The sequence below is a fragment of the Synechococcus sp. ATX 2A4 genome, from assembly GCF_024346375.1.
GTDB lineage: Bacteria > Cyanobacteriota > Cyanobacteriia > PCC-6307 > Cyanobiaceae > MW101C3.
Genome location: NZ_JAGQCV010000016.1, coordinates 23164 through 44635, shown reverse-complemented (window position 1 = coordinate 44635; position 21472 = coordinate 23164). Strand labels below are relative to the sequence as shown.

The following is a 21472-nucleotide window of genomic DNA, read 5'->3' as shown; positions in this document are numbered from 1 at the left end:
AGGCATGACGCAGCAAAAGCGTCAGTTCCTAAACTTTTTTAGTTGTCCAGGTGCGCCTTGCCCTCTTCAGGGCTCGGCTCTCGCGGCTTCCTCAGCCGCTTTGAAAACTTACAGCATCGTCGGCTTCCGCCTTCTCCTCTGTAAGCACTGCGGCAGGTGCCTCTCGGCTCCCGCGCAGTCCAAAAAACTAGCACACTCACCCACCCTTAGCTCCCAATCAAGGCTTCTGCCCACGGGGCAAAGCGCGCCAATTGCTCTGGATTGCTGGCAGCAAGCACGGGAAAGTCTGTGCTGGCAAGGCTTTCGCCGCTGAGGAGCAGCTCGGGGCTGCGCTGCAGCCACTGCAGGGAACAGCCCAGCTCCGTGAGCACCAGCCAGGCGGCTGCCAGGTCCCAGATCTTCGGCGTGGCCTCCAGGGCTGAGACGGTCTGGCCCATCGCCACGCTGACGAGGTTCAAGCTGGCGACACCCAGCAGGCGGATCTTGCCGGGGAATCTGCGGTCGGGAAGCTTCTGCAGCACACCGATCGACCGGCTACATAGGGACGCGCAGCCTGTCTGCAGCTGCTGGGCGGACGGGGGCAAGAGGCGTTTGCCATTGCGCCAGGCCCCCTGACCTCGCACCGCCACGATGCGTTGCCGCAGGGGAGGCACATCAAGCAGGGCCAACACGGGGACGCCCGCCTCGAAGCGGGCCATCGATATGGCCCAGTAGGGGATGCCCGCCGCGTAGTTGGTGGTGCCATCAAGGGGATCCACCACCCAGAACGCCTCAGTGGCTGGGACGAGATGCCGCCCCTCCTCGCTCAGCACTCCCTCGCCGGGATAGAGCTCAGCGAGACCCTGCACCAGCGTCTCGTCACTCCAGCGATCACAGGCGGTGATCAAGCTGCCATCGGCCTTGGCTTCTGAAGCCATATGGCCAAAATCGTGTCGCTGCCTTTCGGCCACTGCATCGAGCAGGGACGTGAGCCGCAGGGCTTCCGCCGGCAACGCGTGGGCAACGGTCATCCGAGCTCCATGGCAAGCACCTGGGTAAGGCTGCGGCCGGTATCCTCACGGAACCGGTGCAGATTGACGCGGCTGAGCATCAGCAGGGCGGCCAGTGCCACCAACGCCTCGATGCCAAGCACCAGAGCGAAGGGGGGGAACGGTCCCTGAGCGGGGAAAAGAGCCCGCCCAAGGTCGAGCAGACCACCGCCGAGCAACTTGGCGATGGCCCTGGAAAACGCCTGCGCCAGACCCCACACCCCAACGAAGGTGCCGGCCGCCTCGGGCAAGGTGAGATCAAGCATCAAGCAGAGCGCGCTGTTGGTTCCGATGCCGGAAGCCAGACCGAACAGAATCATCAGCCCTTGCAGAACAGCAACCCGGGCGGTGAAACCGGCCAGCAGCAATAGCAGGAGGGAGATCAGGATCAGCCGGCAGCCAAGGCGGGCCGCCCCGAACTTGCCCAGAACAGGCACGATCCACAAACCGGCCAGCAGCAAGCCCACCAACGTCCCCGCCCCCCAGAGCGCATTGAGCGATGCGGTGGCAGCGATGGGCATCCCGAACACATCGGCGCCATAGCTTTCCAGGATCGGGTCTTGAAGAAACAGGGCCAGGGTGAACAGGATCAAGAAGGTGAAAAAGATCGCCACCTGCGCGCTTGATCGGATCAGGCGCCAGGCGCGCGCTGGGGTGATGGCGTCGTCGCGGTCGACGGCAAGGCTCAGCGTTTCACCGGCGCTTGCGGGCTCGATCCCCCAGGTGGCTACGAGCGTGAGCAGGAACACCACCCCGGCCGAGCGCACCATGAATGGACCCAGAACCGCTTCGAGGGTGGCCCGATCGGTGATGCCATCAAGGCCCCTGAGGCTCAGCGAAATGGCAATGGCACCGATCACGATGCCGATGGTGAGCATGCACCAGATGATGCTCACCGCCCGGGGGCGTTCCTGCTCCTCGGTGCGGTCGATCACCAGGGCCAGGTAAGGAGTGGTGGACATGGATACGGCCAGGCCATAGAAGGCGAACAGACCGCACAACAGCACGATCCCCAGGATCACCCCCTCGCCACCAGGGCTGTCCCTGGCCTCCGCCAGACGGAAGATCAACGGAACCACCAACACCGCCAGAGAGCAGAAACAGGCGCTGCCCACCCAGATGTAAGGGGTGCGATGGCGGCCGGCGATGGCATGGCGGTCGGAAATCTGGCCGAACAGGATGCGCGACGGGGCGACGAACTGCTCAAAAGCCAACGCCCCGCCCACCAACAAACCTGGGAAGCCCAGTTCACTGAGCATGATCCGGTTCAGCAGCCCCGCAAACACAACCGCCAGGAAGCCGAGCGATCCCTGAAACAGACCCAGCCTGACTGTGGTGACGAACGAAAGGCCTGGCCGCGCCGTCGCTGCTGGGGTCATCCGGGTGGTCGGCGACGACACCGTGACCTTATCAACGGAAACAAGACAGCCAACGGAGAAGGGGCATTCAGCGGGAAAGCGGAACCCCGCCACCGGGGCCGCGGACCTCGGCCTGACAGGCCGGTTGCAGCGGCTGGGGATCGATCGAAATCTGGGTGGCGGGATCCACCGCGGGTTTCACGGCTGTCAGAGCCGGAGGCTTGCAGATGGCCACCTGATCGAGGCCCGTGCGCCGGCGCAGTTCCGCCAGCCGCTTGTTGTAGTCGGTGACGGCGGTGGCGTAACGCACCTCCGCCTGGGTGAGGTCGCGCTGGCTGTCGACCACTTCCCGCTGGGTGGTGACACCGGCTTGAAAGCGCAGCCGGGCCAACCGCAGCGCTTCACGGGAAGAAATCACCTCCCGTGACGTGGTGGTGATGTCGCGATTGTTCTGAAGCAGCTGATAGAAGCTGGTTTCCACCTCAAAACGGATCGCGTCCCGCCGGCTGGCGAAGTTGAAGCGGCTCTGCTGGGCCGCCTGCTTCTGCTGACGGAATTCGGCAGCGGCGCGCCCACCATCGAACAGCGTCCAGCGGAGGTTCAGGCCAATGGCGTTGTCGAGGGAGTAGGCGTAGTTGTCGAAGTTGATCGACTGTCCCTCGGGGACGTTGGTCTGGCCATTGTTGCGGTCCCAGCCGAAGTTGTTGACGATGCTGAGGAATGGCTGCGTCGCGCCGAGGGACGCATTGGCGTTGCTGTTGGCGATCGAGATGTCGAGCAACACCTGATCGAGCTCCTCGCGGAAAGCGAAGGCCGCCACGATGCTCTCCTGCAGTGAGGGGATCCAGGTGGCCAACACCCGTGCAGGTTCTTTGGCCGTGGGGGTGACGTCCTGCGGGAGATCCAGCAGAGAGGCCAGGCTGCGGCGGGCGATCGCCTGGGAGGACAACTGGTTGGTGAGGAGTTGCTGGTCGCGAGCGAGCTGGGTTTCCGCCTGCAGCACGTCCAGCTTGGTGGACACACCAGCCTGGAAGCGGGCACGGGCATCTTTGAGGCTGACGAGCGAGGCACGCACGGATTCCTGACCGATTCGAACCCCCTCATCGCTGAGCTGGAGGTCGAAGTAGGCCTGGGCAGCCTGCAGACGCAGATCGCGCAGGGCAATCAGGTATTGGTTCTGAGCCTTCTCGAAGTTGTCGCGGGCGGCGGCGATCTGGGGAACCCGCTGGGGGTTGATCAGATCCCAGTTGATGCCGATGTTCATCGCTGCACCCACCAGCGCGCCACGGGTGGCACCGGTTGGAGCGAACAATCCCGTGGAGGAGTTCTGGAAGCTGTAGTTGTTGCGCAGCGCCGGAAAATTGTTCTGGGTGGTGAGGTTGATGTTGGGGTACCACGCCGAGATCTGGGCCCGAAGGTTCGACTGGGCCTGGTCCACTTGCGAAGCAACCGCCTTGAGGTTGGGGTTGTTCACCTCTGCCAGGGTTTCCACCTCCTGCAGCCCCAGCGGGCGCAGCTGCTGGATCCGCACCTGGGCGGGCCGATCGGGCAGTGCCAGCGAGGGGGGAGCGAGCAGCGGTTGGAGCGCTTCGGGCAACTGACGGGCCGCCGGCGTGAGCACCGAGGGATCCGAGCGGGGGCGATCGCCCTTGAGATCGGTGGCCAGGGGCAGGGCACTGGAGCCGGCGACGACAGGCGGGACGGCAGCGGGGGCCGACGGATCGGCAGCAGCGCCGGTGGTGGGCTCAGCCGCCTTGGCGGGCTGCTGGGCAACAGCGTTGGAATTGGCCGGCTGGCCAAAGGAGCCCTGGGCGAGAGATGGACGTGCACCGAGCGGAAGGCACACCATCCCTGCCAGAGCACACGAAGCAAGGACGGAAGGGCGCACGCGTCGTGAGTCCTGGTGGTTTCCCGAGCTTAAGGAAGATGGGGGAGAGCGCCGACACAGGCAGACACGAAATCATCTGCCCCATCCACGACCCGGATCGGCACCCCGAGACGTTCCGCGATCTCGCGCAAGGGAAGATCGTCAAGAAACACCGGCTCTCCCTGGCGCAGCATCACCCCTGGCAGCAGCAGCATGTCGCCGAGATCAGCCCCGGCCAGGCCCGCCAGCAGATCTGAACCGGTGAGCAGGCCCGTGACCACCAGATCCTGCCCCCAGTAGGGACTGGGCAGGCCGTGCAGGTGCACCTGCAGCCCCTGCACGGCGTTGAGCCGCTCCACCACGGGGGCGAGCGCGCCGCCCACCAGGCCACCCACCACCCAACTGACGCGCCGCGGAACAGGCAGCCGCTTCGGCAAGGAGATGGTGGCCCGATCCAGCGCTTCGAGGAAGGCGCGAATGCTGCCGACGCCGTTCTCCTGCTGCGGCAGATCCTCGTAGTTGACGCGCTCCGGCAGGGGCAGACCGGCCATCAGATACCACTCATCGGAAAGCCAGGCGAAGCGGGTGTCGAGCCGCTGCTGGAAACCTTGCTGCAGGCTCTCCACCAGAGCAATCACCCCCCTGGCACAGGCAGAATCGACGGGTCTGAGGCCATCGTCGCTGGGGCGGAAGCGGGTGAGGCCGACCGGCACGACAGCCGCCGAAAGCACGGCAGGCCAGGGGCCCGACGCAAACTCCGCCAGATCCAGCAAGGTGCGCTTGAGGGCCGCACCATCGTTGAGTCCCGGGCAGACCACCACCTGGGCGTGGATCTGCAGGCGGCGTTGGGCGAACCAGTCGAGCTGCTCCAACAGCAGGCCGGCACGCGGATTCACCAACAGGCGGCTGCGCAGGTCCGGGTCGGTGGCGTGGACGGAGACGAACAACGGAGACAGCCGTTGCTGCTCGATCCGCTCCCAATCGGCGGCGGTGAGGTTGGTGAGGGTGAGGTACGAGCCGTAGAGAAAGCTGAGGCGGTAGTCGTCGTCCTTGAGGTAGAGGCTGCCGCGACGCCCAGGCGGCTGCTGGTCGATGAAGCAGAAGGGGCAGTGGTTGTTGCACTGCCGCAGGCCATCGAACAGCGCCTCGGTGAAGCCCAGCCCAAGCCCCTCATCAGCCTCCTTTTCCAGCTCCACCCGATGGCGCTCGCCGCCGGGATCCTCCACCTCCAGCACCAGCTCTTCTTCGCCCACCAGCACCTGCAGATCGATCAGGTCGCGGGGACGCACCCCATTGATGCTCAGCAGCCGGTCACCGGGTTGAAAGCCCAGCTCTTCGCCGATCGAACCGGGCTCCACCGTGGCCACCACGGCGGGCTGGGGCTGACGGCCCGGGGTGGCATCGGCCAACGCCAGGCCGGCGGATGGTTCGTTCCACATCGGGCGCTGGACATCAGGCTCCAGTGTGGAACCCAGCAGGCAGGGCTGGGGGCCTTGCCTCCACGGCTCTGTTGAGATCAGCTCCGGTCAGCGCAGGGAAGCTCTGGGCAGCGCGTTCAATTGAGCAGGACCGGGGCCGCCTGACGGGCCCAGACCAGCAGTGCCACGCCGAACACCAGCCGGTAGGCCACGAACACCCAGGTGCTGTGGGCCTGAAGGAAGCGGAGCAGCCAGGCGATTGCCAGCCACGACACCACCGCCGCCGAGAGGATCCCAACCAGTAGAGGCAGAGGGCCCAACGAGGCGCTGGCAGCAAACGCCGACTTCAACTCCACCAGCCCGGCCAGGGTGATCGCCGGAATGCCGAGCAAAAACGAAAAGCGCGCAGCAGCAGGGCGCTGCCAGCCATCGAACAGGGAGGCGGTGAGGGTGCTGCCGGATCGGGAGACGCCCGGAATGATCGCCAGCATCTGGGCAAGCCCGACCACCAGGCCATCGACGGGGCGCACCTGGGGCAGTTCCTTGCGCCGGCGCCCCACCACTTCAGCGCAGGCCAGCAGCAGCGCCATCACGATCGAGACGATCGCAATCGAGGGGACGCTGCGCAACACGGAGGTTTCGTAACCGCTCCAGAAGCGCTTGATGGCGCCGCCGGCGGCCACGATCGGCAGGGTGCCGACGGCCATCGCCAAGCCCAGCCGGGCGGACGGATCACGCCATTGCCCATCACGGACGGCCCGGGACATGCCCGCCGCCACATCCAGCAGGTCACGGCGGAAATACCCCACCACGGCGGCAATGCTGCCGAGCTGGATCACAGCCGTGACGGCAACGCCGGGGTCACCCCAGCCCAGCAGCACGGGCACGACCTTCAGATGGGCGGTACTGCTGATCGGCAGGAACTCGGTCAGACCCTGGACCACTCCCAGCACAAGAGCCTGCCAGCAGGCCTCCAGCAGTCCCGGTGGCTGGGATGCAAAGGCAGGAGGCATGGGGAGGGCCGTCAGGACATGGAGTGACCTTATGGCGGGTGACTGGCGCCAGCCACCGGGCCATCCCCTAAGGTTGGCAACCTTTCTTCATACATGCAGGTGCCCGGGGTTTCGCTCTACCTTGCCCGCGTCTCGACTCTGGAGCGATCCCCCGAGGTGGTTCTGGCCCTACCGCAGCCATCCGGGAGCACCTGGCCAGCCCGGCTCGCCCCTGTCTCGCGCGAGCGGGGCTGGCTTCTGCCGCTCACCGTGGGGCTGCTTGTTGCACTGCCGGTGTTTCTGCAGGCGCCATGGGTGCGCTTGCATCCCGCCAGTGCCACCGCCTTCACCGCCGTGCTGCTGAGCGCCGGGTTGTTTCTGGGCTGGGGCGGCCAGGGCCAGTGGCGCGAACTGGGCGCCGTGCTGGTGGGTTTCAGCGGCAGTTGGCTGGCGGGTTGTCTCTTCTGGGGTTGGCTCCGGCTGCACCCGGCCTGGCATCTACCGGTCGAAGCCTTCGCTGTGCCGATCGCTTGGGCAGGACTCTCGACCCGCTGGCGTAGCGCAGGGGCGTTCTATCTCGCCTCCTTGCTGGGCACGGCCTGCACCGATGGCGCCATGCTGCTCACTGGCGTGATGCCGCTCTGGCCGGAAGTGCTTCAGGCACCGGTTCAACAGGCGCCTGAGCTCTTGCGCCAGGCCGCAGCCCTGGTGTTGCAGCCGCTGGCCCTGGTCGAAATTGCTGCGATCGCCACCGGGCTGATCCTGCTCGGGCGTCGCTGGTGGCTGCGGGGAACCGGTGGCCGGGTGGCCGCCGCTGCCCTGATCACCACCCTGGCCGTTGATGGTCTTTTCCTGGGTGCGGCGCTGTTGAGCCCCCACCTGAGTGGCCTGATCTGAGCGCTCCTCCGACGCCGGCCCCATCGCGCCCGATCGTGCGTCGATTGAAGAACTGCAAAAGCCAGGGGTTGGCTTGGTGGGGATCGCAAGCAGGCGCTGTAGCGTTGCCGAGGTGCCGACCGGCAGCCTCAACAGGAGATTTTCGATGAAACGGGTGGTTGCCTGGCTAACGAGTGGTGTGCTTCTTGCGGGCCTGCTGATGGCCATGGCTCTGCCGCCGGCGGCCTTCGCGCAAGCCCCGCGGAACTTGGTGGACGACACGATCGCCGCCGCCGTGGGGAAGGTGGATCTCAACAATTCTCCGGTCCGCAGCTTCCAGCAATTCCCGGGGATGTACCCCACGCTGGCGGGCAAGATCGTGCTGGGCGGGCCCTACAACACCATCGACGACGTGCTCAGCCTCGACCTCACGGAGCGCCAGAAGGAGCTGTTTGAGAAGTACCGCGATAACTTCACGATCACCCCTCCTTCCATTGCGCTCAACGAAGGTTTTGATCGCATCAACAACGGGGTCTACCGCTGATTCAGCTCCTTTCTGATTCCTATCTGGCCGCCGGGGTTCATCCGGCGGCTTTTTTGTCGTTCCGTTGACCGCACCGACCCCTGGCCCCTCGTCCCACCAGCCGCCGCTGGCGGCCACTTGGGATGTGGTGGTGGTGGGCGGGGGTGCGGCCGGCCTGATGGCCTGCCTGGAGCTGCCGAGCGAACTGAGGGTGTTGCTGCTCAGCAAGGAGCGGGGCCCACGCTCAGCCAGCCGCTGGGCCCAGGGGGGCATCGCCGCCGTGACCCGCCCCGAGGACAGCTTCGCCAGCCACCGGGAGGACACGCTCAAGGCCGGGGCAGGGCTCTGCGATCCCGCCGCCGTGGAGTTGCTCGTTCATGAAGCCCCGCACTGCGTGGAACGATTGCTTCAACTGGGGATGGACTTCGATCGGGATGGCGCCAACCTCAGCACCACCCTGGAAGCGGCCCACAGCCATCGCCGCGTGCTCCACGCTCAGGACCGCACCGGCGGAGCCCTGGTGGATGCACTGGAGCGGGCGGTCGATCGGCGCGCCCTGCTGGTGCGCTGCCAGGGGGTGATGGCGCTGCAGCTCTGGATCGATGCCGGCCGTTGCCAGGGGCTGCAGGTGCTGGAAGGCAACCAGGTGCGCTGGCTGCGCGCCGGGGCCGTGGTGCTGGCCAGTGGCGGCGGCGGCCATCTGTTTGAGAAAACCACCAATCCTTCGCAAGCCACCGGCGATGGCGTGGGCATGGCCTGGAGGGCGGGCGCGCAGGTGCGGGATCTCGAATTCGTGCAGTTCCACCCCACGGCGCTGATGCTGCCTGGCGCTCCTCACTTCCTGATCTCGGAAGCCGTTCGGGGCGAAGGTGCCAAGCTGCTCGACAGGCAGGGCCGCAGCCCGGTGCGCACTCTGGCGGGCGGGGATCTTGCGCCTCGCGACCAGGTGAGCCGGGCACTGGTGCGCACGATGCACGAGCAGGGCGTGGATCACCTCTGGCTCGATCTGCGCCCCATCGGCAGCGCACGCATGGAGAAGCAGTTCCCCACGATCCTGGGCCGCTGCCGCCAGCTGGGGCTCGAACCGGCCGATGCACCGATCCCGATCGCTCCGGCAGCCCACTACTGGATGGGAGGGGTCAGCACCGATCTCAACGCCGCCACCAGCATTCCTGGCCTGTATGCCGTGGGGGAGGTGGCCTGCACAGGAGTGCACGGGGCCAACCGACTCGCCAGCAATTCGCTGATGGAGTGTCTTGTGTTCGCGCGCCAGTTGAGCCGGATCCAGCTCAACGCCAGCTCGACGGCACCACGTGCTGGTACTGCGGCGCGCAGTGCCACGGCGGAGCTTTCGTTGTCGGGCTCCCACGCAAGCGTCAAGGGCAACGGTGCCGGATGCAGCGCCGTTAGCTCCGGTCTCGGCAGCATGGTGAGCGTTGAAGCCATTGCTGCCCTGGTGGCATCCCTGCGCCGCAACTGCTGGAGGGTGGCCGGTGTTGAACGACGGGGCACGAGCCTGCGCCAGGGTCTGGCGGCGATCCAGAGGCAACGCAGCACGCTTGAGAGCGTGCCCCTGCTGGCCGAAGTGGCACGGCTGGCGACCATGGATCAGCTGGAGATCCACGCGGATCAGCTGAAGCTGATTCGGCCGCTGCAGGATCTCTTGCGGCAACAGGAACTGGGCGAACTGTTGATGGAAGCCGCCCTGTTTCGCACCGAAAGCAGAGGGGGTCACTTCCGCACCGATTGCCCGAGTGCCCAACCGTTCTGGCAACGCCACACCGTGCAGACGCTGGGGCAGGGGATCGGCACGGCACCACTGGCCGACGCGCTTAGTGGCTAGCCGCTAGCGATTCACGCTCTGGAAGCACCGCTCAGAAGTTGTCAGGTCCGGTGTAACCGGAGAGCTTGGCAAGGCCGGCGAGCGGCTTCACGCCAGAGGTGATCTCGCCACGAATTTCCCAGGAGGGGAAGCCCTGAACGTTCTTCTCCCTGCAGAGTTCGGTCTGGTTGTTGGCGCCATCAGGGGCACACTCAATGATGGTGAGCGATTTGTAGGCCTCCTTGCCGAACAGCTCTTTCTGTTCATGGCAGTGGGGGCACCAATAGGCCGAGTACATCACGGCGCCCTCCGCCTTCAGGTGATTGGCAAGGGAGATGGTGGCTTCCGTGCTGGGACGGACCACTTCAGGAGGCAGGCCCTGGGTGCTGAGGGCGGCCGGCCTGTCGACGGAGGCGGCCCAGCCGAGCCCAACGAGGCCCACCACCAACAGCACGAGAACGCCGCGGAACAGGAGCTGGCCTGGATCCTCCCAGTCACCACCGATCAGGCTGAGCACCAGTGCCGACACGCTGAGCAGCGCGGAGAGCACGCAGAAGAAACAAAACGCCTGGATCTTGAAGATCAGCAGGCCCATCAGCACCAGGCTGAACACCGACATGGCGCCGCTCAGCAGGAACAGGCCCCACCAGCTGCGGCTCTGCAGGTCGCTGCCGCGCTCGCCGCGCACCACCAGCGGCAGCACGGCCAGCAGCAGCAAGGCCGAATACGCCAGAAAACCGAACAGCGACAGGGGCTGGCCAAACAGGCTGCCCCAGACGCTGCTGAGCACCTTGTCGCAGCCATCCCCACCACCGGGGCAGCTGAGCGGGCCGATCAGGCCCCAGCGCTTGAGGGTGATGGCACCGGTATCGATCACACCGACCGTGGCCAGCACGGCAATGGCCACCCGCACCCAGCGGCTGCCGGCTTCACCGCGGCGACGGCTGCTGAGTCGGCTGGTAAGACGGGAGGGGGTCAAAGCACTGACGCTCGCTGCAGCGATTGTGGCAGCTTCCGTTTCAGGGCGTCCACCGGCAGGCCGGAGGTCACCACCCGCCCACGATGAAGCGCTGTGGGTGCCAAGCACCGGCCCTTCTCCCATAGGGTGATCCATTGGCCCTTCGACGGCCCCGGTCTTCCCTCCTCCATGCGCCACGCCACCGCCAGGGCCGGCATCGATTCCTCGGTGGTCGGTTCCGCCCCTTCCCTCGCTCCGGAGTCGCCCGCCGGAGCTCCGACGGCAGCCAGCCGCCCGCCCACCGTGGCGTTTGCGCACCTCGGCTGCGAAAAGAACCGGGTGGACACCGAACACATGCTCGGTCTGCTGGCAGAAGCCGGCTACGGCGTCAGCGCCGATGAGAGCGAGGCGTCGGTGGTGGTGGTGAACACCTGCAGCTTCATCCAGGACGCCCGGGAAGAATCGGTACGCACGCTGGTGGAGCTGGCCGAACAGGGCAAGGAGCTGATCATCGCGGGCTGCCTGGCCCAGCACTTCCAGGAGGAATTGCTGGATGCCCTGCCGGAAGCCAGGGCGATCGTGGGCACTGGCGACTACCAGCACATCGTGGAGGTGCTGCGGCGGGTGGAGGCAGGTGAACGGGTGAACCGGGTGAGCGCCACCCCCACCTACGTGGCCGATGAGCACCTGCCCCGCTACCGCACCACATCGGAGGCGGTGGCCTACCTGAAGGTGGCCGAAGGCTGCGACTACCGCTGCGCCTTCTGCATCATTCCCAAGCTGCGCGGCGATCAGCGCTCCCGCACGATCGAGTCGATCGTGGCCGAAGCACGGCAACTGGCGGCTCAGGGGGTGAAGGAGCTGATCCTGATCAGCCAGATCACCACCAATTACGGCCTCGACCTCTATGGGCGTCCGCAGCTGGCGGAGCTGTTGCGCGCGCTCGGCGAGGTGGAGATCCCCTGGATCCGGGTGCACTACGCCTATCCCACCGGCCTGACGCCTCCGGTGCTCGCCGCCTACCGGGAGGTGGCCAACGTGCTGCCCTACCTGGATCTACCCCTGCAGCACAGCCATCCCGACGTGCTGAGGGCCATGAACCGCCCCTGGCAGGCGAATGTGAACGGCGATCTGCTCGATCGCATCCGCGAGCTGCTGCCGGAAGCGGTGCTGCGCACCACCTTCATCGTGGGCTTTCCGGGCGAAACCGAGGAGCACTTCGAGCACCTGCTCAACTTCGTGACCACGCAGCGCTTCGATCACGTGGGTGTGTTCACCTTTTCGCCCGAGGAGGGAACGGCGGCCGTCGATCTGCCCGATGCCGTGCCCGCCGCCGTGGCCCAGCAGCGCCGCAACCGGCTGATGGAAGTGCAACAGCCGATCGCCGCCGAACGCAACGGCGCCTGGGTGGGCCGGATCGTCGATGTGCTGATCGAGCAGGAGAACCCTGCCAGCGGCGAACTGATCGGACGCTGCGCCCGCTTCGCGCCCGATGTGGATGGCGATGTGCGGGTGAAGCCTGGCGAGGGCGGCCTGACGGCTTCGCCGGGCCAGATGGTGCCGGTGCGGATCACCGCGGCCCATCCCTACGACCTGGAAGGGGAAGTGGTGGGCACAGCGGCGATGGTGCTTCAGGCGCGAGCCTCGCGCGGCAACAGCGATTGAAGGACTGGATCCGACGGCATCAACGCACCACCTTCCTGATCGCTTCAGGGGTGAGCACGGCCGGATCCTTCGCAGGCATCACGGCCAAGGCCTGGATCCTGATGAACGGCACGCGCAACCCCTTGCTGCTTGCCGTCAATTTCGCAGGCCTGGCCCTGCCCAGTCTGCTGGTGAGCGGCCAGGCAGGAGTGCTCACCGACCGTTTGGGCTGTGGGCGGATCCCGGTGCTGTCCCAATGGGGGCTGGTGGGCGGCGCCGCCCTCGGGGCGATCACCATTCCCCTGCTCACCGGAACGGCTCAGGTGGCGCTGCTGATGTTGAGAACCCTGGTGGTGGGGGTCTCCGGCGCCTTTGAGCCCACGGCGCGCCAGAAATATTGCCCCTTGTTGGTGGACGAACCCCAGCAACCAACTCTCCTCTCTATCTGGCCAGTTTCGCGGTGGTGTTCAACGAGGGGAAACTGGTGGGCCCCCTGGTGGGCGGGGTGCTGCTGGCCCTGACTGGTCCGGCGGCCACGCTCACGATCGATGCCGCCTCCTATCTGCTGCCGATCGCCGCGGTGGTGTGGCTGCTGACGCCGCATCACGTGCTGGTGTTCACCGGGCTGGCCTGCCTGGCGGTGTTCTTTCATCCGGAGCTGGCACCGTTGATCGCCGCGGAGGTGCTCGGACCCAGTCCGCAGGACCTGGGCCCGTTCACCAGCGTGCTGGCGGCCGGGCTGGCTCAGATCGCCGTTCTCGGCGGCAGAGGGCTGAGCGGGCTGCTGGAAGCCACCCTCTGCCTCAGGGTGGGGGTTCCGGCCACCTTTGCCCTGATGGGGTCGGTGGGGATGGCACTCGCCGTGATGAAGCTGGCGCGAGGCTGGGGCCGGCTGCTGCTCCAGGAGGCTGAAGGGCTCAGAACAGCTGGCGGCAATGAGCGGCCGAGCGGCGTAGGACGTGGCCGGGACTGGGCTGACGCGGCTTCAGATCAGCTTGATGCCGCGCAGCACGGTGGTGATGGCGAAGGCGGTGACCAGACCACCAACCACAAGAGCCAGATACAGCGCAATGCCCATGGCGATGGATGTGAAATCGTCCACCCATTAGAGCAGAACAAGTCTGCTTCCTTGGGGAGCCCCTAGGGTGGCTGCTACTCACGGCAGTTCCCTGCCGCCTCCTGCGGCGTGGGTTACGTGTCTCACCCTGACCCGGAACGGCATGCGCGCCCTGCTCATCTACCCGGAATTTCCAAAGACGTTCTGGAGCTACGAGAAGATCCTCGAGCTCGTCAACCGGAAAGTTCTGCTGCCGCCGCTCGGCATGGTGACCGTGGCGGCCCTTCTGCCGCAGCACTGGGAGTTCAAGCTGGCCGACCGCAACGTGCGCGAAGTGACCGAGGCGGAATGGGCCTGGGCTGAACTGGTGATCATCTCCGGGATGATCGTGCAGAAGGGCGACATGGCCGCCCAGATCGCCAACGCCAAGCAGCGCGGCCTTCCCGTGGCGGTGGGCGGCCCCTTCGCCAGCTCCACACCCGATGCACCCGAGCTCGATCTGGCCGACTTCAAGGTGCTCGACGAGGGGGAAATCACCCTGCCGATGTTCATCGAGGCGATCGAAAGCGGCGCCTCCAGTGGCCGCTTCAGCTCCAATGGTGAGAAGCCGGATGTGACCGGCACGCCGATTCCTCGCTTCGACCTGCTTGAGCTGGATGCTTACGACTCGATGTCGGTGCAGTTCTCGCGGGGCTGCCCTTTTCAGTGCGAGTTCTGCGACATCATCGTGCTGTATGGACGCAAGCCTCGCACCAAGGAACCGGCGCAACTGATTGCCGAACTTCAGTTCCTCTACGACCTGGGCTGGCGGCGTTCGATCTTCCTGGTGGATGACAACTTCATTGGTAACAAACGCAACGCCAAATTGTTACTGCCGGCCCTCAAGCAATGGCAGATCGAGCACGACTACCCATTCAGCTTCGCCACGGAAGCCTCCGTCGATCTCGCCGCCGACGACGAAATGATGCAGATGATGGCCGAGAGCCGCTTCGACAGCGTGTTCCTGGGCATCGAAACTCCGGATGAAGCCAGCCTCGAAACAGCGCGAAAACTGCAGAACACCCGCAGCTCCCTGGAAGAATCCGTCGACAGGATCACCTCCTACGGCATCCGGGTGATGGCTGGCTTCATCATTGGTTTCGACGGTGAGAAGACCGGCGCCGGCCAGCGCATCGTGGAGTTCGTGACCCGCACCGGCATTCCCGCCGCGATGATGGGCATGCTCCAGGCCCTGCCGAACACTGGGCTGTGGCACCGGCTGGAGAAGGAAGGCCGGCTGATTCAGGACAAAGCCGCCGCCAAGGGCGTGAACCAGACCAACCTGCTCAACTTCGTACCCACCCGGCCGATCCGCGACATCGCCAACGAATACGTGGACGCGTTCTGCGCGCTCTATGAGCCCAACGCTTACATGGACCGGGTGCACAGCTACTACCTCAAGGTGGGCACACCCCGCTGGCACCAGTTCCTGCGGCCATCCACCGGGGCGCCCAAACTTCCCGCCATGAGTGACGTGCGCGCGCTCAGCATCGTGGTGTGGAGGCAAGGCATCAAGCGAAACACCCGTACCCGCTTCTGGCGCTACATGCTCGACATCGCCCGCCGCAATCCCAGCCAGCTGGAGCAGTTCCTGGTGGTGCTGGCCCACAACGAGCACTTCCTGGAATACCGCAGCGTGGTGACGATGGAGATCCAGGAGCAGCTCAAGACGCTGCCGCCTGAACTACCTCCCGCCACCAGCGTGGAGAAGGAGCTGCAGCCGGCCTGAACGCCGGCAGGGGCTTCCCTCCGCTCTTTAATCCTGGATGTAAGGAAGTCCCATGTGCAGGCAGGCTTCCGCCTTCTGCAGTTCGCGCCCGAGGTAGAGGGCGTGGTCGAGGCGGCTGAGCGGCAACGGTTCGGCGGTTTCGGTGAGCCGGATACCAAGTTCCTTCGCCGTCCGTCCCCGGTAAGTGGCCAGAGGGGCCCGCGGTCCGGTGCCACGGCAGCTCAGCACCTCCCCGGTGTCGGGGTCGGTGGCGAGGCCACGGTCATCGATGCCGTTGCTGTAGTGCTCGGCGATCAATTCACCGGCGGCGGCATCCAGCTTGATCAGGAAGTAGCCGGCGGGATCCAGGGCGATGGAGCGCTGCGACAGCCGCTCATCGAGGCTGTCGCGCTCGCAGAGGAGAGTGTTCATCGGCTGATCGTAGGAATCAGACCGCTGCCAGGGGCAACTCCCGTCGGCAGAACGGCAGTTCTGCGTTGACGGCTTCAATCTCCTCCAGCAGCTGGGCGTTGGCGTGGGGCAGCCACTGACGCACGAGGCGATCGAAGCGGGGGTCGCTCCAGCGGTGCAGGCTGGCCCGCGGCTGGGCCACGAAGCCGCGGCGGCGCTTGTGGCTACCGCCCGCACCGGGATCGAACCAGCGCAGGCCCTGGCCGATCGCCCACTCGATCGGGGCGTAGTAGCAGACATCAAAGTGGAGGTTCTCGATCTCCTCGTTGCTGCCCCAATAACGGCCCCACAGGCCCTCGTGGCTGCGCACGCACAGCGACATGGCGACCGGCACCAACGGATCACCGCGGTGGGCGCTGAACAGCACCAGATCGGGGCGCAGGTGTTCGGCCGCGTAGCGGAAGAAGTCCTCGGTGAGGTATTTGCTGCCCCAGGCCCCCCAGCGAGCGCAATGCTGCTCATAGAAGCCGTGCATGCGCTGCAGCATCACCGCCGGAATCTCCTCCCCCGCCAGTGGGCTCACCGTGAGGCCCGCCTCCTCCACGGCGCGGCGCTCACGGCGGATGTTGCGCCGCTGGTTGGCATTGAAGCCGAGCAGGTAGTCGTCGAAGCTGGCAAAACCTGGGTTGCTCCAGAGGCTCTGCTGGTTGAGCCAGGTGGCCCAGCCCGCCGCTTCCGCCAGGGGCTGCCAGCTGGGATCGACGTACAGCAGGTTGCAGCTCAACAGCCGCTGCTCCCGGCAGAAGCGGTCGATCTCTTCGAGCATCAAGCGGGTGAGACCGGCCTCATCTTCGCCGGGGGCCACGTGAAAACGGTACCCCTGCACCGGGCTCACCGGGCTCATCCCCACCAGCTTGGGGTAGTACCGCAGGCCCATCTGTCCTGCGAGCTGGGCGAAGGATTGATCGAAAACGAATTCGCCGTAGCTGTGGCCCTTGAGGTAGAGCGGCGCCAGCGCCACCAGCGCCTCGCCCCGCCAGACCCCCAGATGGCAGGGTTGCCATCCTTGACGGGGAACGATGCTGCCGGAGGCCTCCAGACCATGCAGCCAGCGCCAGCTGAAGAAGGGGATCCGGGCCGCGCCACAGAGTTCCTGCCACTGGGCTTCGCTGAGTCCGGCGGTGGACGGGTGCCAGCGGGTCTCGAGTTCAGCCATGCCGCCGCACCACGCTCGTGCATCGCATCGCACGCAAAACTAACCACAGGAGCCGGATTACGGTGCGCCACGGAACCGCCAAACAACACGCCCTGGCCTGGCTGCTGGGGCTCGGCCTGCTCGTTGTCACCGCCGGCAGCGGGCAGCGGGCGGCGGCGAGTCTGCTGCAGCCCCTGCTGCTGCTGATGCGCCCCCAGCTGGAGAACCGGTTGGCCGAATTGTGCGTGCGCCTGGGCGCAGGGGGCACGGCAGGGCTGGAGCGGAGCCTGCGGCAACCCTGCCGCCAGCTGGCGGGGCCGGTGAGCACCTGCTTGATCCGGGAATCGGAAGCCACAGGCCGCACCTTTGGTGTGATCACCGAAATGTTGGGCGGCCGCTTCGGCGACGACAGCGAGGCGGTGGCCAAGCGTTGCGCCGCCAAGCTGCTGGGCCTGCCGGCTGAGAGCCTGAAGGATGTGTCGCTGGAGGATCTCGGGCGCCGCTTCAGCCCTCAGGGCTCCCGCTGAGCACAGGCCAGAGCCGCTGGGCGCCGGTAGCGCAGCAGCAGCTCCCCGCCGCCAAGGTCGTGGTGCTCCACCAACTCCCACGCCGATGGCGCGGCCAGCGCAGCCGCCGGCAGCCAGGTGTGGGGCCCACCCAGCAGGAGCGGGCACAGGGTGAGCTGCAGTTCATCCACCAGCTGGGCACTCAGCAGGGCACCCGCCAGCTCGGCGCCCCCAAGCAGCACCAGACGCTCCAGCCCCAGGGCACGCAGCTCAGCCAGAGAGGCGGCCCAGTGGCCCAGTTCCAACCGTCGCTCGAAGCCGGGGGGCACCGGCAGGAGCAATGGGGCCGGGTCGGCGGCCTGCAGCAGCCAGCGCCGCAGCGGCTGGCTGAAAAACGGCAGCGTGGGCGCAATCTGGCCGCTGCGGCTGACCACCACGGCCAGCGGCTGCGGTGAACGGCCCTGGGCGGCGCGCCGGGCCAGCAAGCCAGGCTCGCGGATCAAGCAGGTGGTGCCGTGCACGCGGAGGGTGCGGGCTCCGATCAGGCAGCCATCCGCCCAGGCCAGGGACGCTTCCAGCACGGCACGATCACCGGCGCCGCCGAACTGAGCTGCGCCGCCCCCGGCGGGCGCGAGGCGGCCATCAAGGCTGATGGCCAGCACCAGCCGCAGCTGGGGCAGCGGGGGGGTGGCGGCGGAGTGGCTCAGGCGTAGGCGAGGGCTTCGAGCGCCTGGGGGCGCATCTCCAGCTGCGGCACCTCGGCGTAGACCTCGGCAGCGTTGTTGGGGCTCTCCTGAAGGCGCACCTTGTGGAGCGTGGCTCCGGCGGCGGCCACCGGAGCGCTCAGGAGATCGGCAATGTGCAGCGCGATGTTCTCGGCGGTGGGCACGCAGTCGGCGAAATGGGCCACATCCTTGTTGAGGAAGGTGTGATCAAACGGCTCGACCACCAGCTCGTTCACCACCCGCTGCAGCTCGGCCAGATCGCAGACCATGCCGGTGCGGGCATCAATCGTGCCGCGCACGGTGACGTCAAGCAGGTAGTTATGGCCGTGGCCGTGCGGGCGGGCGCACTTGCCGTAGATGGCCTCGTTTTCAGCCATCGAGAGCTCGGGCCGGGCCAGACGGTGGGCAGCGGCGAAGTGGGTGCGGATCGAGAGGAAGGCTTCCATGGAATCGCCGAGGACATCGGCCCAGAGGGTGGATTGCTCGTAGAGGCGCAGACCCACCACCGGCAGGTGGGGAGCCAGACGCTGCCAGATCACCTGGCAAAGGGCTTCGGTGGTGGGCAGACGGCCCTCGGGCCGATGCAGATCGAACTCCGGCCAGCAATCGTTGAGGAACCGGAAATCGAGCGCTTCGGTGACCTCACGACGAATGGCGTGCTTCACCTCAGAGAGGTTCAGCACCATGCCGTCGCCATCAAGCGGGCCGGCCATCGCCACGATCAATTCGTAGTTGTGGCCATGGCCTGGAGCCAGGCTGCAGCGGCCGAAGCGCTGCTGGTTCTGCTCCGGCGTGAGCTCAGGCAGGGCATACAGATGGCTGGCACTGAAGGTGGCCCTGCGGGTGATCACGCAGCCGCGGCCGCGGCCATGGCGGGGGGATCTGGTGGCAGTTGCCGTCATCACCGGGAAGCCTCAGGAGCCATCCTAGGGATCTCCTCCCTGCGCCGTTCCATTCCCCGACCATGCCTGCCGCCCCTGCCCATCCGCACCAGGCCCTGAGGCAACGGCTCAGCGGCATGAACATCTATCTGATCGGAATGATGGGGGCGGGCAAGAGTTCCGTGGGACGGCCCCTGGCCGAAGCCCTCGGCTATCACTTCATCGACGCGGACCAGGTGATCGAGACGGCGGCCGGGCGTTCGATCGCCGCGGTGTTCGAAGCCGATGGGGAAGCGGGATTCAGACAGCTGGAAACGCAGGTGCTCAGCAGCATCGCCAGCTGGCACTCGCTGGTGGTGGCCACCGGCGGCGGTGTGGTCACGCGGCCGGGCAACTGGGGGCAGCTGCGGCAGGGGGTGGTGGTGTGGCTGGATGCCCCAGAACAGCTGCTGCTGGAGAGGCTCGCCGCCGATCCCACCCCCCGCCCGCTGATGCAGAGCGCAGATCCAGCCGCCCGGCTGCGGGAGTTGCTGCAGCAGCGCCGGCCGCTGTACGCCGAAGCCGATCTGCAGGTGCTGCAGGACGGCCGTTCGCCGCAGGCAGTGGCCGAGCAGCTGCTGGCGGCGCTGCCCGAGGTGCTGAAGGAGCCTCCGCAGCCGCCGGAAGCACCTGCAGATCGGTCAGGTCCGGCCCAATGAACCGGGCGGAACTCAATCCGGGCGGCTGGGTGCCTCCAGCCGCACCGCAAACCACTGCACCGCCACACCCGGCTCCAATTCCAGCTCGCAGGCGGTGTCGAGCAGGCGCTGGGCGCGGGCTGCATCACTGGGCAGATGGGCCAGCTCCTGCGGTGGCGCGGCCATGGCGGCCAGGGTGGTTTCCAGCCACCGCAGCGTTTCAGCGGCCGTGAGACAGGTTTCAGGAGCGGAAGGCTCCAGCACCACGTAATGATCGAGTTCGCGCAGCAGGGGATCGGACATGGCAGCCGCACTGATGGGCCCCATCCTGGCGGTGCTGCTGGCGATCTGGCCCCTCGGCGCCGCCCAGGTGCAGCCGCCCGAGCCAGCCGTGGCCCCTGCCGGGGGCGGGGTGCTGGCGGAACGGCTGGCCCACTGGCCCGACTGGAGCCTGCCGGCACCGTTGCCGCGCCCCGGCCGCCACGACCTCGTATACCCCGACAGCTTTGAAGGCACCTGGGAGGTGCGCAGCGAGGAGATGGTGCCAGGCAGCGCTGCCCCATTGACGTATCGGGTGCGCTTCGCGCGCAACCAGCGCGGCGAGCTGGTGGGGGATCGGGCCTTCAATGCCGCCCAGGTGGGCAAGGCGCTACTGGGAGCGCAACTGCTGGCGGTGGCCAATGACCCGGCCAACCCCAACCGCCAGCTCGCCAGCCTGCGCGGCGATCTGTCACTGGAATCCACAGTGGTGGGGCGGCTCAGCCAAGCGAAACCCGGAGGCCGCTTCATCGCCGATGAACTGGCGCTGCAGGTGGTGCACGGCCCCGGTGGCGCCCGGGTCAGCAGGGTGGAAACCCTCACCCGCTACGAACCTGCTGCGCTCTCACCCGACCAGCCGGTCAGGCTGCACGCCATGCAGTGGCAGGCCACCTATCCCTCACCGGAGAACGGGCTGGCAGCCATGCCACTCCACACACACAGCTTCCGCCTGGATCTGCAGCAGGTTTCTACGCCGCCGCTGACGCTGACTCAGGGTCAGCGGCGCTGACCGGTTCTGCCTGCCGCCCCACCTCGGCGTAGATGGCATCGCGCCAGCGGAACAGCCCTTCGAGCAGGGGGTGGTCGGCCACGCCGGCGACGCCCCGGCCCGCCAGCGGAGCACCGGCGCTGGCGGGAAACAGCAGAAGCGACAACTGGGCCGCCACCGCCAGATCGGCCAGCGACAACTGATCGCCGAACAGATAGGGGTGGCTGCTCACCAACGCCGCCAGCTGCTCAAGGTTGGTCTGCAGCTGCTGGCGCTCCGAGCGGCCCATCACTTCACCGACTCCGGCGAACAGATCCCCCGGCAGGGCGCCGAGCAGGGAGCGCAGGGGAGCAGGGGTGGCGTCGGGGAGCAGGGCGCCGCGCACCACGCTGTCCGTGCCCATCGCCTGCAGCAAGGCCATGCGGCCCCCGGCCGCCAGCGCCGTGTCGGCCCAGTCTTCAAGCAGCAGCACCTGGGCGCGGGCGCGGGGCTCTACCGGCAGCAGCGAGGGCGTGGGGTAGTGGGCTTCCAGGTGCAGGGCGATCGCGGAGGAATCGGCAATCACCTCGCTGCCATCCACCAGCACCGGCACCTGGCGCTGGCCGGAGAGGCGGAACAGGGCCAGCTGGCCAAAACCGGGCGTGACCTCCACCACGGTGTAATCAAGCCGTTTGGCGGCCAGAATCAGCCGCACCTTCTCGCAAAAGGTGGAATGTCTGAACTGGTGAAGTTCCAGCATCGGCGGCCCTGACCCGGTGGC

The 21472-nt window shown here is 66.8% G+C and carries 20 protein-coding genes and 1 pseudogene; 9 read left to right on the top strand and 12 right to left on the bottom strand.

Annotated elements, in window-relative coordinates; all coding sequences use genetic code 11:
• Positions 1-206: 206 nt before the first annotated feature.
• From KBY97_RS13415 to KBY97_RS13395, 5 genes are all read right to left on the bottom strand, one after another.
• On the bottom strand, positions 207-1010 hold the full coding sequence (locus tag KBY97_RS13415; RefSeq protein ID WP_255147662.1) for an inositol monophosphatase family protein: 804 nt from the start codon (positions 1008-1010) through the stop codon (positions 207-209).
• Positions 1007-2407 (bottom strand): BCD family MFS transporter, encoded by a 1401-nt coding sequence (locus KBY97_RS13410; protein WP_255147660.1) that lies wholly within the window; start codon positions 2405-2407, stop codon positions 1007-1009. Before KBY97_RS13410 ends, KBY97_RS13415 begins: the two co-directional genes overlap by 4 nt.
• Positions 2408-2474: 67 nt before the next feature.
• Positions 2475-4235, bottom strand: a complete 1761-nt coding sequence (locus KBY97_RS13405) for a TolC family protein (RefSeq protein WP_255147659.1) — start codon at positions 4233-4235, stop codon at positions 2475-2477.
• 68 nt (positions 4236-4303) lie between these two features.
• Positions 4304-5692, bottom strand: a complete 1389-nt coding sequence (locus tag KBY97_RS13400) for a TIGR03279 family radical SAM protein (protein ID WP_255147657.1) — start codon at positions 5690-5692, stop codon at positions 4304-4306.
• A gap of 116 nt (positions 5693-5808) precedes the next feature.
• On the bottom strand, positions 5809-6684 hold the full coding sequence (locus KBY97_RS13395; RefSeq protein ID WP_255147654.1) for an undecaprenyl-diphosphate phosphatase: 876 nt from the start codon (positions 6682-6684) through the stop codon (positions 5809-5811).
• 249 nt (positions 6685-6933) lie between these two features.
• On the opposite strand from KBY97_RS13395, the gene KBY97_RS13390 reads away from it, so the two are divergent.
• The 3 genes from KBY97_RS13390 (at position 6934) to nadB (ending at position 9905) form a co-directional block, all read left to right on the top strand.
• On the top strand, positions 6934-7560 hold the full coding sequence (locus tag KBY97_RS13390) for a DUF3120 domain-containing protein (protein WP_315857171.1): 627 nt from the start codon (positions 6934-6936) through the stop codon (positions 7558-7560).
• 145 nt (positions 7561-7705) lie between these two features.
• On the top strand, positions 7706-8083 hold the full coding sequence (gene psbU / locus KBY97_RS13385; protein WP_255147652.1) for a photosystem II complex extrinsic protein PsbU: 378 nt from the start codon (positions 7706-7708) through the stop codon (positions 8081-8083).
• 157 nt (positions 8084-8240) lie between these two features.
• Positions 8241-9905, top strand: a complete 1665-nt coding sequence (gene nadB, locus KBY97_RS13380; RefSeq protein ID WP_399217852.1) for an L-aspartate oxidase — start codon at positions 8241-8243, stop codon at positions 9903-9905.
• A 31-nt stretch (positions 9906-9936) separates the two neighbouring features.
• On the opposite strand, the gene KBY97_RS13375 is transcribed toward nadB, so the two are convergent.
• On the bottom strand, positions 9937-10863 hold the full coding sequence (locus KBY97_RS13375; RefSeq protein WP_255147649.1) for a vitamin K epoxide reductase family protein: 927 nt from the start codon (positions 10861-10863) through the stop codon (positions 9937-9939).
• A gap of 168 nt (positions 10864-11031) precedes the next feature.
• Between KBY97_RS13375 and rimO the strand changes: the two genes are divergently transcribed.
• The 3 genes and pseudogenes from rimO to KBY97_RS13360 all read left to right on the top strand — a co-directional run bounded on the left by rimO (position 11032) and on the right by KBY97_RS13360 (position 15311).
• A complete protein-coding gene (rimO, locus tag KBY97_RS13370) occupies positions 11032-12507 on the top strand; it encodes a 30S ribosomal protein S12 methylthiotransferase RimO (protein WP_255147646.1) in 1476 nt (491 codons plus the stop codon).
• Positions 12504-13393: pseudogene (locus KBY97_RS13365) on the top strand (MFS transporter); the annotation flags it as partial. The gene rimO and the pseudogene KBY97_RS13365, both read left to right, overlap by 4 nt.
• Before the next feature lie 313 nt (positions 13394-13706).
• Positions 13707-15311 (top strand): B12-binding domain-containing radical SAM protein, encoded by a 1605-nt coding sequence (locus KBY97_RS13360; protein ID WP_255147644.1) that lies wholly within the window; start codon positions 13707-13709, stop codon positions 15309-15311.
• 27 nt (positions 15312-15338) lie between these two features.
• On the opposite strand, the gene KBY97_RS13355 is transcribed toward KBY97_RS13360, so the two are convergent.
• The gene (locus KBY97_RS13355; protein WP_255147642.1) at positions 15339-15722 is read right to left on the bottom strand and encodes a DUF4346 domain-containing protein; all 384 of its coding nucleotides are present in this window, start codon (positions 15720-15722) and stop codon (positions 15339-15341) included.
• Positions 15723-15738: 16 nt separating this feature from the next.
• Complete coding sequence (locus KBY97_RS13350; RefSeq protein WP_255147639.1) at positions 15739-16917, bottom strand: GNAT family N-acetyltransferase; 1179 nt, start codon at positions 16915-16917, stop codon at positions 15739-15741.
• A 62-nt stretch (positions 16918-16979) separates the two neighbouring features.
• Here KBY97_RS13350 and KBY97_RS13345 point away from each other — a divergent pair, with 62 nt between their 5' ends.
• The gene (locus KBY97_RS13345) at positions 16980-17423 is read left to right on the top strand and encodes a hypothetical protein (RefSeq protein WP_255147637.1); all 444 of its coding nucleotides are present in this window, start codon (positions 16980-16982) and stop codon (positions 17421-17423) included.
• Here the strand turns inward: KBY97_RS13345 and KBY97_RS13340 are convergent.
• Complete coding sequence (locus tag KBY97_RS13340; protein WP_399217851.1) at positions 17408-18109, bottom strand: RibD family protein; 702 nt, start codon at positions 18107-18109, stop codon at positions 17408-17410. The two genes, KBY97_RS13345 and KBY97_RS13340, sit on opposite strands and share 16 nt — an antisense overlap.
• On the bottom strand, positions 18106-19029 hold the full coding sequence (locus KBY97_RS13335) for a 6-carboxytetrahydropterin synthase (protein WP_255147634.1): 924 nt from the start codon (positions 19027-19029) through the stop codon (positions 18106-18108). Before KBY97_RS13335 ends, KBY97_RS13340 begins: the two co-directional genes overlap by 4 nt.
• A 62-nt stretch (positions 19030-19091) precedes the next feature.
• Between KBY97_RS13335 and KBY97_RS13330 the strand changes: the two genes are divergently transcribed.
• Positions 19092-19706, top strand: a complete 615-nt coding sequence (locus KBY97_RS13330) for a shikimate kinase (protein WP_255147631.1) — start codon at positions 19092-19094, stop codon at positions 19704-19706.
• Between the two features lie 12 nt (positions 19707-19718).
• On the opposite strand, the gene KBY97_RS13325 is transcribed toward KBY97_RS13330, so the two are convergent.
• Positions 19719-19988, bottom strand: a complete 270-nt coding sequence (locus tag KBY97_RS13325; protein ID WP_255147629.1) for a chlororespiratory reduction protein 7 — start codon at positions 19986-19988, stop codon at positions 19719-19721.
• Positions 19989-20001: 13 nt separating this feature from the next.
• Between KBY97_RS13325 and KBY97_RS13320 the strand changes: the two genes are divergently transcribed.
• On the top strand, positions 20002-20733 hold the full coding sequence (locus KBY97_RS13320; RefSeq protein WP_255147627.1) for a DUF6816 family protein: 732 nt from the start codon (positions 20002-20004) through the stop codon (positions 20731-20733).
• Here KBY97_RS13320 and KBY97_RS13315 read toward each other — a convergent pair.
• A complete protein-coding gene (locus KBY97_RS13315) occupies positions 20693-21451 on the bottom strand; it encodes a glutathione S-transferase family protein (RefSeq protein WP_255147626.1) in 759 nt (252 codons plus the stop codon). The two genes, KBY97_RS13320 and KBY97_RS13315, sit on opposite strands and share 41 nt — an antisense overlap.
• Positions 21452-21472 lie beyond the last annotated feature (21 nt).

Excerpts from the sequence above, each read along its gene's own strand:
- KBY97_RS13330 (WP_255147631.1), top strand. The coding sequence starts at position 19,092 with ATGCCTGCCGCCCCTGCCCATCCGCACCAGGCCCTGAGGCAACGGCTC.
- KBY97_RS13415 (WP_255147662.1), bottom strand. The coding sequence starts at position 1,010 with ATGACCGTTGCCCACGCGTTGCCGGCGGAAGCCCTGCGGCTCACGTCC.
- KBY97_RS13410 (WP_255147660.1), bottom strand. The coding sequence starts at position 2,407 with ATGACCCCAGCAGCGACGGCGCGGCCAGGCCTTTCGTTCGTCACCACA.
- KBY97_RS13405 (WP_255147659.1), bottom strand. The coding sequence starts at position 4,235 with ATGGTGTGCCTTCCGCTCGGTGCACGTCCATCTCTCGCCCAGGGCTCC.
- KBY97_RS13325 (WP_255147629.1), bottom strand. The coding sequence starts at position 19,988 with ATGTCCGATCCCCTGCTGCGCGAACTCGATCATTACGTGGTGCTGGAG.
- KBY97_RS13320 (WP_255147627.1), top strand. The coding sequence starts at position 20,002 with ATGGGCCCCATCCTGGCGGTGCTGCTGGCGATCTGGCCCCTCGGCGCC.
- psbU (WP_255147652.1), top strand. The coding sequence starts at position 7,706 with ATGAAACGGGTGGTTGCCTGGCTAACGAGTGGTGTGCTTCTTGCGGGC.
- KBY97_RS13360 (WP_255147644.1), top strand. The coding sequence starts at position 13,707 with ATGCGCGCCCTGCTCATCTACCCGGAATTTCCAAAGACGTTCTGGAGC.
- KBY97_RS13350 (WP_255147639.1), bottom strand. The coding sequence starts at position 16,917 with ATGGCTGAACTCGAGACCCGCTGGCACCCGTCCACCGCCGGACTCAGC.
- rimO (WP_255147646.1), top strand. The coding sequence starts at position 11,032 with ATGCGCCACGCCACCGCCAGGGCCGGCATCGATTCCTCGGTGGTCGGT.
- KBY97_RS13395 (WP_255147654.1), bottom strand. The coding sequence starts at position 6,684 with ATGCCTCCTGCCTTTGCATCCCAGCCACCGGGACTGCTGGAGGCCTGC.
- nadB (WP_399217852.1), top strand. The coding sequence starts at position 8,241 with ATGGCCTGCCTGGAGCTGCCGAGCGAACTGAGGGTGTTGCTGCTCAGC.
- KBY97_RS13355 (WP_255147642.1), bottom strand. The coding sequence starts at position 15,722 with ATGAACACTCTCCTCTGCGAGCGCGACAGCCTCGATGAGCGGCTGTCG.
- KBY97_RS13335 (WP_255147634.1), bottom strand. The coding sequence starts at position 19,029 with ATGACGGCAACTGCCACCAGATCCCCCCGCCATGGCCGCGGCCGCGGC.
- KBY97_RS13400 (WP_255147657.1), bottom strand. The coding sequence starts at position 5,692 with ATGTGGAACGAACCATCCGCCGGCCTGGCGTTGGCCGATGCCACCCCG.
- KBY97_RS13315 (WP_255147626.1), bottom strand. The coding sequence starts at position 21,451 with ATGCTGGAACTTCACCAGTTCAGACATTCCACCTTTTGCGAGAAGGTG.